Raw genomic sequence first — 12770 nt, forward strand, 5'->3', positions numbered from 1 at the left:
AGCGGGGGAGCGAAGCGGAGGAGCGGAGGAGGGAAGACCGAGACTCCCAGGGCCGCGAACCCGCCGGAGCGAAGCGGAGGCAGCAGATACAGAAAGGGCCGGTAGCGCAATGGCTACCGGCCCTCTCAATGCTCCGTATTAGCTCGTGCGGACGCGCAATCCGGGGTTGTCGGAGAGCACGGTGCTGATCGGCTGCGCGAACAGCTGCGGGGCATTGCCCGTGATCAGGCCGATGAGGTTGGGGATCTCGCAGATCGGGTAGTCGGCGACCGAGGAGGCGCTGGAGATGCCCAGGGCCAGGGTGCCGGTGACGATCGGGCCGCCGCTGTCGCCGGGGAGGGCGCAGATATTGGCGGAGAAGCTCTGGGTCTGCTGGTGGTCGCCGACCTGGACGGTCTGATCGATGGCATTCACGACGCCGCAGCTGAAGCCGGTACGCGAACCCGACTTGCAGACGGGCGCACCGACGACCGGATCGGCCACACCGGTGATGGCGACGGGCGCCGCACCGGGAACGCGAACGAGGTTGTTGCTGAAGCGGTCACGGGACTGATCGTTGATCGAGACGATCGAGTAGTCCTGTGCGGCCAGGATCGACTTCTGGAAGGAGCCGAGCTGGTTGCCGATGTGGTCGCCCGCGGCCAGTTCGTAGACGCCGGGCGCGTTCGCGCCGCCGGCGGCCGGGATGTTCGGATCGCAGTGTCCCGCAGTGATATTCACGACAGCGCCATTGAGGTCGCCGTTGAAGCCCAGCGAGCAGCGCAGCGACATGCGACCGGCCACCGAGGCGTAGGAGTCGCCGGCGGCCAGGGGGCCGCCGCCGGTTCCGGCGACCGGATCGGCCTGCGGCACATTTGCGTCTTCGCCGCCGGTCGGCGGGACGGCCATCACGATGACGCGGGCCGGGTCGACGAAGCTGGGCAGCGCCAGCCCGGCCTGATCCACGCGCACCGCGATGCTGTTGTTCATGGTGTCGATGGCCACGCCGCGCACGGCCTTGGCGACCGTATCGGGCTGGCCCTCCAGCCACTTCTGGAAGGCGGTCTTCTCGCCGCGCAGCGTGGTCTCGCTCTTGGCGACGTCCTTGACGGTGAAGCCGGCGTCGGAGACGGCCTTGCGGGCGTCGTCATTGCCTGCGCCGCCGGCCAGTGCGACCACGGCCTTACCAGCCTCGTCGAGCCAGGCGCCGGCGAACACCTGCGGGAACTGGCGCTGTGCGGTGGCGGAGAATGCGGCCACCTTCTGGCCGACGGCGGCGCGGTCCAGGTATTCCTGGGGAGAGATCTTGAGGTCGCGGGTGATCGCGGTGACCAGTTCCGGGGGGAGCGCCGGGGCTGCGGGAGCCGGGGGAGCCGCAGGGTCTGCGTGTGCGCTTGCCGCCATCGGCCCGGCGACCAGCAGCGCGGCGGCTGCGATTGCTGCGGATCGGACGAGGGACCGTGGCCTGCGGCCCACGGGCAGCGAGGAATAGCGCATACGTGGCAGGAGCATGACGCCGACTATATGGGCTCCGGCCCGTTATGCCTACTTATTGCCGCGCGCGGTGTTTAATTTGCCTCCGCTTCGCTCCGGCGGGTTCGCGGCCCTGGGAGTCTCGTTCTTCCCTCCTTCCGCTCCTCCGCTTCGCTCCCCCGCTCCACTCAGTCCAGAACGAGACGGGCCGCGAACCACCAGGGGATTCGCGGCCGAGTCTTGTTGTTTCTACTTGTGTTTGTTAAGCGTTCAGATTCAGTTCGTGTTGGAGCGCGAACGCACCTGAATGCCACTGCCGAGACCGCCGCCGGAATTCGCATCGATATCGGTGAGAATTGCGCGGATCGGAATGCCCAGGCTCGCGGTTCCACCGTACTGCGCCAGCTGGGTATTGGCCTCGTTGCAATTCGGCGCGTCGGCGGCATTCGAGCCGCTGGTGATGCCGAGTGCCATGGTGCCGGACACGATGGCGCCACCGCTGTCACCGCCGAGGGTGCAGGCGCTGCTGGCGAAACCGCGCACGGTCTTGGACTGACCCTCCGAGGTGTACAGCTGCGTCTCGACCCGATCGGCCACGACGAAACCGCAAGTGAAGGTGGAGGATTGGCCCGACTTGCAGACCGGCGCGCCGGTGATCGGGTCGGCCACACCGGTAATGGTGAGCGTGGTGCCGTTGGCGCCGCGGACCGACGGCTGGTCCATGCCCGCCTTCACCGCGGAGTCGTTCAGCTTGATCACCGAGTAGTCGAGGGCATTGCCGCCACCCAGCTGTGAGCGCACGAAGCTGCCCAGTTGCGGGCTGGCGGTCAGATTGCGGACATTCGGCAGGTAGACATCGGCCTGCTGATTGTCTTTGCCGATATTCGGATTGCAGTGCCCGGCACTGATGTTCAGCGCATTGCCGGACGAGTCCACACTGTTGAATCCGAACGAGCAGACATCCACGGTCTGCAACGCCGAATCATTGAGCGAGGTGGGGGCGCTGATATAGGTGTCGCCACCCATCGGGCGCCGCTCGACCGGGCCGCCGCTGTCCGGGGACAGCACCACCTTGATATTCGCGATCAGGGTCGGCAGATTCAGCAGATGCCCGGCCGGAGTGTTCGCAACACTCAGCACCAGTTGGCTGTTGAGGAAGTCGATCGCCACCGAGTTGATGGCGCCGGAGATTTCGCGCGGCAGGCTGGTGATCCAGTTGTTCAGCTGATCCACCGAACCGTCGAGATTGTCGGCGCTGATCGGGGCCAGCCGGGTCTGATAACCGTCGGCGGCGACCACCTTGGCCGCATCGAGGGAAGTGACCGCGAGGACCGGTTTACCGTCGGTGCCCATCCAGGCGCCGGCGAATTCGTCGGGGCGCTGGGAGCGGAATTCCGTTGCGTAGTCCCGCAATTGCTGAGCCTTGGCGGCGCGGTCCAGATATTCGGACGGCGTCATCTTCAGATCGCGCGAAATCGCCTGCACCAGTTCGGCAGGCAGCTTGTCTGCGGCGAGTTGATCGGCCGGCTCGGCGCCGGCGGGAATCGATGCGAACAAGGTTCCGACTAGGACGGTCGAAGCGAACGTGATGGTTGCAGCTCGGACCGTGGCGCGGCGCGCCATGAACTTGCGCATGGAGTCCCTTCGTAGTGCACCAGCAGACCGACAGTCCGGTTACTTTGCGGAACATCGGTCAGCGCACCACTTTAGGGTACAAACCACAGAAGGTCTCTACTAAATCAGTACGGACTCTGTGGCCAGGGGTCCTGAAAGACCGGTGCCGTCGGGAGCTGCCACGTGGGCACCGGCGGGTAGGTGTAATACGGCGGGTTGGCCCGCGTCGTGGTCGGCGGTGTGGTGGGCCGGAGCGTGGTGGCCGGCGGGGGTGGTTCGGTGGTCGTGGTCGGCGGGATCGTGATGGTGGTCGGCGGATCCGTCGTTGTCGGGGCATCGAACGAATCGGCGGGCGCGGGCACGGCCGCCGGCGGGCCGGGACTGGACGGGATCAGCGGCGGTACCGCACCCGCGGTCGCCGCCGGTTGATTGGCCACCTCACCACGCGGCGGACCCGGTGGTGAATCGTCCGGACGCAACACCGCCGCCACCCCGAGGCCACCCAGGAGCAAACCGATGATCGCCGTGGCCGCGGCGATCATGTACGGACCGCGATTGGCGCCCTGCCTCGGTAGCTGGACGATCGGCTGCTCGGCGGTGATCGGGCCGACCGCGGAATCGACGGTGGTGGCCGCCGGGAACGCCGCCGAATACGCCTGTGCCAGCGGCTCGGCCGCCGACAGCGCGGGCAGGATATCAGTGACGTCGGCGGCATTCTGGGTGCTGGCAGTGGGATCGGGCGGGGTCAGACCGGCGGGGGTCGCCAGCACCGCCGCCAGCGCGGCACGAGCGGCATTGTGGGCAAACGACTTTCCGGTGTCCTCGGCGTCGGGCGGGGGCAGATCGCGTTCGCTGACCAGCACCACCGACTTCAGGCCCAGATAGTCGAGGGCCTCGCGCAGGGCCTGGATGTTCTCGTCCGGCCAGTCCGTCGGATGGGTGGCGTAGAACTCGGCCGGGCCGTTCAGATGATCGGCGGCCAGATTGATCAGGCAGAAGGCGGCGGTGGCCATCAGGTCTTCGGCTCGGTACGCCTCGCCCTCGTCGACCGGCATACCCGCCGGATCGCCCACGGCACTCACGAATCCACGGATCGAATTCGACGGGCCTTCCGGCGGATCGCCGCCGAGCACCGCATCCCCGTCATCGGCCATGTGCAGGATCGACTCGCGCACGATGTAGTGCACCGGGAGTGTGGCGTCGTCGCCCGTGACGACGGCCACGACGGATTCGTCGTCGGCTATCCGCAGGCCCACCCCTGTGGCCATCGTGTTACCTCACTCGGTGCGTCCGGGTTCTCCTCCGCGCCGTGGTCATACGAGGAGTGAACCGTGACCCATGGCGCGGAGCATTGACAATAACTCCGAACGCGAGCTCGCACCGATCCGACGCCGTATCCGGGCGACGTGATGCTCGACGGTTTTCGCGGAGATATAGAGGCGAGCCCCGATTTCCCGGTAGGTAAGGCCGAGCAGTACGAGCTCCGCGACCTCTCGCTCGCGTTCACTCAGGACCGTATCGGTGCGCGGTTCCGGGCGTGGCGGCGGGGCGGCCGGAGCCGGTGCGCGCGGCTCCGGCGGGCGTGCCCGGGTGCGCAGGGTACGGGCCAGTTTCAGCAGGGCGGTCGCGGTGGCCGAGTCGTCGGCGGCCAGGGCGGCCTCGCTGGCGAGGCGCGCGGCGTCCCAGATGAGGCCGAGCCCGGCCAGGCGGCCGACCGCCGCCTCCACCTGGGTGCGGTCCACCTGGCCGCGCAGCACCAGCACCCAGGTGCGGCCCGCGTCCGCCAGCGCGGTGGCTTGCGGATCGCCCGCCTCGGCGGCGGCCTTCAGCCGATGTGCGTGCGGCACCAGGTCGTTCGGGCTCTCGTGGGCGATGGCGGCCTGAATCGCGTACCAGTGGAAGGCATTCGACCACGCGGGCGGGTCGCCCAGGCCGCGCAGCAGCTCTCCGGCCGCGTCGACCAGCGCTGTCACCCGGCCCTCATCGCGCAATCGGATTCCCGCCAGCCACAATTCGCCGATCGGCAGCAGGGCCAGCAGGTCCGCGCTCACCTCGTCGAAGAGTGGATAGGCCCGCTGCCAGGCCAGCGTGAGGGCCGTGTGATCGCCACTGCGCCGGGCCAATCCGACGATGACGCCGTGTGCCAGCAGCCGGTCCCGGGGATCCAGTGTGGCCGTGTCCAGTCCGGCGACCACGGTGGCCGCGGACTGCTCGTCCCCGCCCAGCATGGCGACCCAGGCGCCGAGCACCAGGCTCTGCGGATCGTGACCGGCCCCGCGTAATGCGTCTGCGGCCCTGCGGGGTTCGCCCATGGACAGGCTCAGCAGCGTGGCGATGGATACCGCCGAGCACGGCAGGAATCGGTCCCCGCCGTTCTCATTGGGCGCCACGCCCGAATGCGCCGCATGAATCAGCGCGGACGCGGCGGCGACCGCCGCACTGCGCCCGGCCTCGCCCGCGCGGGTCGTGAAACGCGGTGGGAGCGCGGCGAGTTCGGAGGGACCATGTGTCATGGCGCTCAATCGGGCGGCGCCGGTGAGCGGCGGCCCGTCCGCGCCGTCGGGGGCCCGGTCAGCTGCGCCTCGGGCGGCGTCGGCGGTGGGCGGGTCTGAGGCTGGGCCGAATCGGGTGGCGTCGGCGGTGGGCGGGTGTGACGCTGGGCCGAATCGGGTGGCGTCGGCGATGGGGCGCTGTGAGGCTGGGCCGAACCGGGTCGCGTCGGCGGGAGTCAGGTAGGCCCGGGTCGCGGGATCCGCTGTGAAATATGCCGGGGGTGGCAGGGTTTCGACCGAACCGGCCAGAGCTTCGGCAATGAGGGCGGTGCGCGCGGTGGCCTCGGTGGGCGGCCAATTGGCGGAGCAGGTGGACAGGGCGCGCGCCGTGGACGCATGACCCGCGAGGTACAGGACGGTGGCGGCCACGGCCCAGTCCGCACCGACTCGATCCGCGCCGAGCCAGGTGTAGAGCTGCGCGGCCCGATTGGCGAGACCCCGGCGGGTCCACACGCCCGCGCAGATACGCACCGCGGCAGCGAGTTCCGCGGGCACGGCATGCGGGCGAGCCAGGACGGGTTCGGCGAGACGGAGGGCGGTGTCGCAGTCGCCGGTGCGGGCTGCGGCATCGGCCCAGCGCAGGGCGATGGCATCGAGATCGGCACCGGCCGTAGCCGCGGCGGCGTAGTGGCGGACGGCTTCATCGCCCGCCTTCTCGGCTGTGGTGCAGAGGAATTCGGCCAGCCGGGGATCGCGGACGCCGGATTCTGCCAGCAGTAGTGCGGTGTGATCGCGCAGCAGGCCCGCGTCCAGCCGGGCTTGCAGGAGTCTGCGCTGCACGGCCAGCAGCCGGCGGTCGCCGACCAGGGTGCGCAGCGGTGTGATGGCGGGGGTCAGCAGGAGATCGGCATCGGTGACCAGGGCGCTGCTGCGGGCGCGATCCACCAGATCCTGTGCGGCCGTGGGTGTTACGTCCAGCACCTCGGCGAGTTCGGCGGTGTCCAGGCCCGCACCGATGGCGGCCACCACGAAGGTGTCCAGCAGGTCCGGATCGGCGTCGTCCAGCCGGCCGCGTGCCCATGCGGCAACGGCGTCGTCGACCGCGGTGAGGCCCGCGTCCAGGCGGGTGGCGCAGGCGGCGGTCAGCGCCGCCACCACGCCGCCGTGGATTCCGGCGGTCTGGCGGTGGATGTGCTGCGCCAGTCCGCGGGGCACCATCATGCCCAGTTCGCGTGCGAAGGGGGCAATCTCGGTCGCGCCCAGGGCCCGTAGATCGACCACGCGTCCGCGCCGCGCCACCAGCTCGGCCAGGGCTCGCAGTCGCGGGTCGTGCGGTCTGGGCAGCGTCGCGATCACGACGGTGCAGGCGCCGGATTCGGCGACGGCGCACAGGCTGTCGAAATCCGCCGGACTCAAACCGTGTGCATCGTCGACCACCACGGCGACCCGGGAGCGGTCCGCTGCTCCGGAACCGCTGCGGGCCTGCTGCATTGCACCCGTAACCGAGTCAGCCGGGGTGCTGGAACCGCCGCGGCTCTGCTGCTGCGCGTCCGCGATCGACTCAGCGGATGCACCGGGACGATGGGGGTCGTGCCGCGCCGATGCGGGGCCGGCCGACGTGATCGCGGCGGCCTCGATCAGAAGGACGCCACGGGCGCGGAGGCGATTGCGGATGGCGGTCAGCAGGGTGGATTTGCCGGTGCCGGAGCGCCCGCGAATCAGATACAGCAGGGGAGCGGGATCATCGGAATCCAACTCCCGGAAGATCTCTCGCGTGCACGGCAGGGAATCGAGTGCGACGGGGGTGTTGCCTATCACGGGAGAACCATCTCTCAGCCACCGATATGCGGAATGTTCGGCGCCGTGGGAACTGCCTTACCGAGCTGGCCCAGATCGGGGAGCTGGACCGTCGGCGGGCTGATCACGGGCTGTGGAATCGTCGGCAGTTGCGGCTGGGGTGCGGCCGGAACCGTCTGGGGTGCGGGGGAATTCGGTTGTTCCGGTGCGGCTGCGGGTGCGGCCGGGGCCCCGGGTGCTGCGGGCGTCGCCGGTGCCGCCGCATTCGGCGCTGCGGCCGTTGTGCCCGCCGAGCCGGGGGCGCCGGCCCGTGCCGGAGCCCCCGCATGGGTAACCGGTGCCGTCTGCCCGTCGGAATTCACCGGTGCGGCAAACGGATTCGGTGCGGCAGCCGGATTCGGTGCGATGACGGAGGTTGCAGGGGAATTCGAGGGTGCGGACTGTGCGCCGGTACCCATGGCCAGGGTTCCGGTGGCGAGGGCGGCCACCGCTATGGCCACCGCGCCGATCACCGCGACTCTGCGCCAGTGTGCGAAGCCGGTGCGAGGTTCCTCGTCGGGTAGATCGGGTAGTGGTGGAACCGCCGCTGCCACAGTGCTGCCGGCGACTTCACCGTCGCTCTTGTGCGCGGCGGCGACGGGTTCGACGGCGCCGCCGGATCGATTGCCGATCGCGGCGATCTGCATGCTGCGCGGGTCATCCAGCCGAGTGGCCATGTCGCGCTGGGTATTTCCGTGTTCGGCCGCCGGACTCCGGGTACCGCCACCGCCGTTGTCACCGCGGCGCACCAGTGGTGCGATGGCCGGATGGGCTTCGGTGTCGGTGGTATCGGCCAGTAGATCGGCGGCCAGCAACGCGGCACCGTGTGCACTGAGGTGGGCCGGGTCGGCAGCGGCCGCCACCGGGACGCCGAACTCGGTGGAGAGCAGTTCGGTGACCAGCGGGATGGACGCGCCGCCGCCGGTGAGCAGGATGCCGTCGACGTCCGCGCCGGTCAGCCCGGCACGGCGCAGGGCCTCGTGGACCAGATCGATGGAGGCGACCAGCGGACCGCGGTAGAGGTCTTCGGCTTCGTCACGCACCAGGCGGACATCGATCGGGTCCTGACCGGGCAGCCGGACCGGAATCATGGTCGCCGTTTGTTTGGAGAGAGATTCTTTCGCAATTTTGCAGCGAACACGCAGTTCGGCCAATTCTTTTTCGACCAGCGGATCGAATGGATTGAAATCCGTCTCTCCTACGGCAAGTCCCAGGACGTACCGCATGGTCAGGAGATCGAATTCCGCACCCGCCACCGCGGTCGACCGCACCGGCTCACCGAGCAGACCGGACAGCGCGCCCGTGCGGGCCACCGAAACGGTCAAACCCGTTGCGCCCAGGTCGTACACGATCATGGCGCCGTCGTGGCTGGATTCGTGTACCTCCTGCAGCCAGCGCATGGCGGCCGCCGGTTCCGGCACCAGGGCCACACTGTCGAGTCCGGCCGCGGTGAGGGCGGCGCGCTGTACTTCCACTGTGTGCTGTGACCACCAGGCCGGATAGCAGGCCACCATGGCCGCGGCGCGGCCGGAATCGTCCACCGCCCGGCCGATCGCCGCGGCCACGAGATCCGCTGCGCGCACAGCGGATCCGTCTCGCATCCGGATATCCACCGGGTCTCCGACCCGGGACAGGAAACTTTCCGGAAGTTCGTGCTCCGTGCCGAGCATGCTCGGCCGGATATGCAGTCTGCGCTGTCCCCCCGAAGTCGTCACGGCAACCGTATTGGACGTCCCGACAGTAATGCCGAGCGCCATCCCCTGACTCATTCGAGATCCCCTGTCGATCGAAACACGCGTCGGGTGATTCGCGTGCTGGCCGAAAGCTGTTACGTCCGAAATGTGCGAAAGGCTGTGGTGCAGGCCGGATGACCCATGGGACCTGTCGGTTGCTGGGGGACCGCCGTTACCGTTTCCCGCGCGATTCCGGGGAAATTCCCCTAATCGCCATCTACCCCCTAGCGAGGCGACACGCGAAACGGGGGGAGTTCACCCCGTTACGGCGTAACGGGTCGGGTTCCTAGCGTGACAAGCAATACAAGCAGTGCGGGTCAGCCGGACCCGCCCACCCAGGAGGCGATTCGCCATGAGCCCCAATGCAATTCTCGAGTTCATCCTCAATCTGCTGCGGGATCACGAAGCCGCCGCCAGCTACTGCACCAACCCCGCGCAGTCCCTCGCCGACGCCGGACTCGGGTCGGTGACACCGGAGGACATCACCGCGGTTGCGCCGATGGTGGCCGAATCCGCGCTGGTAGCGGGAGGTTCGCAGCTGTCCGCCATCTGCGCCGCCGGAGCCGGGGCCGACACCGGTGCCGGGCTCAACGGGAGCCTCGGAGTGAACGGGGGCCTCGGGCTGAACGGGGCCGGTGGGTTGAACGGTGCCGGTGGGCTCAATGGTGCCGCCGGGTTGAACGGTGCCAGCGGGCTGAACGGTGCCGCGGGTCTCAATGGTGCGGTAGGGGTGAACACCGGCACGGTCGTGGCGGGGACGACTGGCGCCAGTGTGAACATCAGCACGGCCACCGCGACCGGAACCGAGGTCTGCTTCAACGGCGACGCCGGAACCGGCCTCGAACTGGGCCTTACCTCCGGCCTCGGCGCAGTGGTCGGTGCCGCCTCCACCCTCGGCGCCGGTCTCACCGCGGGCCTCGACGGCGCCGCGAACGCCGCAACCGGCCTGGATGCCAACCTCTCCGGCGTCCTCGGCACCCAAGCCGCCGCCGACCTCACCTCCGCCCTGACCGGTGGCCTCTCTGCCGGAGCCGGCCTGACCGCCGGAGTCCAGGGCGCAGTCGAGACCCTCGGCCAAGCCGGAGCCGCCCTCACCACCGGCCTCACCGGAGCCCTCGATACCGCCGCCGGCCTGGAAACCAACCTCACCTCAGCCCTGGGCGCAGGCGTGAACCTCGGCGCAGCCACCGACCTCGGAGCCAGCCTCGCCGGCGCAGTGAACGCAGGCACCGCCGCCGCCACCGATCTCGGCGCGAACCTCTCCGGAGCAGCCACCGCCGCAGCGGGCGTAGGCGGCGGCCTCGCAACGGGCCTGGCCGGTGCAGTGAACGCGGGCACCGGCGCAGCCGCGGACCTCGGCGCGAACCTCTCGGGCGGACTGAATTCGGCCCTCGGCGCCGGCGGCGGTCTGCAGACCGGCCTCACCGGCGCGCTGAACGGTGCGACCGACCTCGGTGCGCATCTCGGAAGTGACCTCAGCGCAGGGCTTTCCGGTGGTATCGATTCCGCGATCGGCGCGGGTGCACAGGCTGGTGCGGGCTTCGGCGGTGGTTTGGCGACCGGTCTTAATGGCACGGTCAATGGCGCAACGGACCTCGGTGCGCATCTCGGGAGCGAGCTCGGCACGGGACTTTCCGGTGGTATCGATTCCGCGATCGGTGCAGGTGCGCAGGCCGGTGCCGGCCTCGGCGGCGGTCTGCAGACCGGCCTCGGCGGCGCGGTCAATGGTGCGACCGATCTCGGTGCGCATCTCGGAAGTGAGCTCGGCACAGGGCTTTCCGGTGGTGTCGACTCCGCAATTGGTGCGGGTGCGCAGGCTGGTGCGGAGCTCGGCGGTGGCTTGGCGACCGGCCTGGATGGTGCGACCGATCTCGGCGCCCAGCTCGGGGGTGGGCTCGATACGGGACTCTCCGGTGGTTTGGCGACTGGAGTCGGAGCGGGTGCGAATCTTGGGGCGCAGGTCGGAAGCGGTTTGGAGACAGGGCTTTCCGGGGCGGCGAATGCTGTTACCGCCGGCGGAGCTCAGCTCGGGGGCGGCCTGAATACCGGTATCGATGCCGGTGCACAGGCTGCCGGTGGTGTCGGCGCGGGCCTCAACACGGGCCTCGATTCGGCGCTGCATGGTGGTTCGCAGGTCGGCGCTGGTCTCGAGACCGGTTTGAACAGCGGCATCGATTCAGCGGTGGGCGGCGGCTTGCACGTCGGAAATGACTTGTCCGCCGGGGTTTCCGGTGGGCTGGGGACCAGCGTGGATGTTGGTTCGCAGACTGCGGGTGGTGTGGGTGCGGGTCTCAACACGGGCCTCGATTCGGCGCTGCATGGTGGTTCGCAGGTCGGCGCCGGGCTCGAGACCGGGTTGAGCAGTGGGATCGATTCGGCTGTGGGCGCCGGCGTGCATGCCGGAAATGACTTGTCGGCCGGTATTTCCGGTGGAGTGGGTGGTGGGTTGGATGTTGGTGCGCAGGGTGCGGGCGGGGTGGGGGCTCAGGTGGGGAGTGGGATCGATGCGGGGGCGCATGGTGTGGGTGGGGCCGAGGTAGGGGTGGGGACGGGGCTGAATCCTTGGGCGGGGCTGGATGTTTCGAATGCGTTCGGGGACGGGGTGCATGCCGGGGGTGCGGATGCGGGGTTGTTCGGGGATGGCGGGGTGCATGCCGGGGTCGACCTGGGGACGCATCCGGGTGGGGACATCATCGGGGACATGCTGCACTCGTGAGTGTGGTGAAGCCCGGTAGTGGGCGAGTATTGGCGAGAGGCCGCACCTTCGACGGGGTGCGGTCTCGGACGAAAGATGTGCGAGGACTGCTGTGAGCGGGATTGTGGCGGTTGATCCGTTGCTGTCGATACTGTCCGAAACCATCACGGTGGCGGAGGGCGCGGAGCGCGGGGATCTGGTCGCGCAGCTGGAGACGGTGGCGGGCCGGGTGCGTGATCCCCGACGGCGGATCGTGGTGTGCGGGTTGGGGAATCAGGGGCGCAGCCAGTTCGTGAATGCGCTGATCAACCTGGATATCTGCCCGGTGGCCGACGATGCGACGACCACGGTGACAACCGTATTGTCGTACGGGCAGTCGGCGCGGGCGGAGCTGGTGGTCGCGGGCGCCCAGGACGGGGAGGTCACCCGACTTGCGGTGCCCGTCGAGGAGATAGGCGCTGTCGGTGCGCGCTCACCGCACGCGCAGGGGCGGGCGGTCCTGCGCCTGGAGATCGAGGTGCCGAATCGGCTGCTCGGCGATGGGATCGTGGTCGTCGATACGCCCGCACTGGGTGCGCACGGTGGCAGCGGTGTGGCGGGAGTACTCGGCGCGGTGCCGACGGCGGATGCGGTGCTGGTGCTCACCGACGCGTCCACCGAGCTCACCGATCCGGAGGTCGAATTCCTGCGACAGGTGCAGGAATTGTGCCCGGCGGTCGCCGTGCTGCTCACCAAGATCGATCTGTATCCACACTGGCGGCAGGTGTTCGAGGCGAACCGGAATCACCTGGGCCGCGCGGGAATCGAGGCACCCATGCTGCCGGTGTCCTCGGTGCTGCGCGCCCATGCGCTGCGCTTGCAGGATGAGCAGCTCGGGCGCGAATCCGGGTTCGGCGAGGTCTTCGGTTTCCTGCGCGACCATGTTGTCGCCCGCGATCAGGCCGCCGT

7 protein-coding genes are annotated in these 12770 nt (G+C 69.2%); 2 read left to right on the forward strand and 5 right to left on the reverse strand.

The window, feature by feature from the left end:
- Positions 1-138 precede the first annotated feature (138 nt).
- From JWN03_RS42045 to JWN03_RS42065, 5 genes are all read right to left on the reverse strand, one after another.
- Positions 139-1491 carry a S1 family peptidase gene (locus JWN03_RS42045; protein WP_297627961.1) on the reverse strand — a complete coding sequence of 451 codons (1353 nt, stop codon included), beginning with the start codon at positions 1489-1491 and terminating at the stop codon, positions 139-141.
- A gap of 237 nt (positions 1492-1728) precedes the next feature.
- Positions 1729-3087 (reverse strand): S1 family peptidase, encoded by a 1359-nt coding sequence (locus JWN03_RS42050; RefSeq protein WP_297627963.1) that lies wholly within the window; start codon positions 3085-3087, stop codon positions 1729-1731.
- A 104-nt stretch (positions 3088-3191) separates the two neighbouring features.
- Positions 3192-4334, reverse strand: coding sequence for a hypothetical protein (locus tag JWN03_RS42055; protein WP_297627965.1), 1143 nt, complete (start codon positions 4332-4334; stop codon positions 3192-3194).
- 45 nt (positions 4335-4379) lie between these two features.
- Entirely contained in the window at positions 4380-7376 is a 2997-nt protein-coding gene (locus tag JWN03_RS42060) for a LuxR C-terminal-related transcriptional regulator (RefSeq protein WP_297627967.1), read from the reverse strand.
- 14 nt (positions 7377-7390) lie between these two features.
- The gene (locus JWN03_RS42065; protein ID WP_297627969.1) at positions 7391-9163 is read right to left on the reverse strand and encodes an Hsp70 family protein; all 1773 of its coding nucleotides are present in this window, start codon (positions 9161-9163) and stop codon (positions 7391-7393) included.
- Between the two features lie 316 nt (positions 9164-9479).
- Between JWN03_RS42065 and JWN03_RS42070 the strand changes: the two genes are divergently transcribed.
- Entirely contained in the window at positions 9480-11843 is a 2364-nt protein-coding gene (locus JWN03_RS42070; RefSeq protein ID WP_297627970.1) for a beta strand repeat-containing protein, read from the forward strand.
- A 91-nt stretch (positions 11844-11934) separates the two neighbouring features.
- On the forward strand, positions 11935-12770 hold an 836-nt coding region (locus tag JWN03_RS42075), incomplete at its 3' end, for a dynamin family protein (RefSeq protein WP_297627972.1).

The organism is Nocardia sp. (assembly GCF_025465275.1).
GTDB lineage: Bacteria > Actinomycetota > Actinomycetes > Mycobacteriales > Mycobacteriaceae > Nocardia.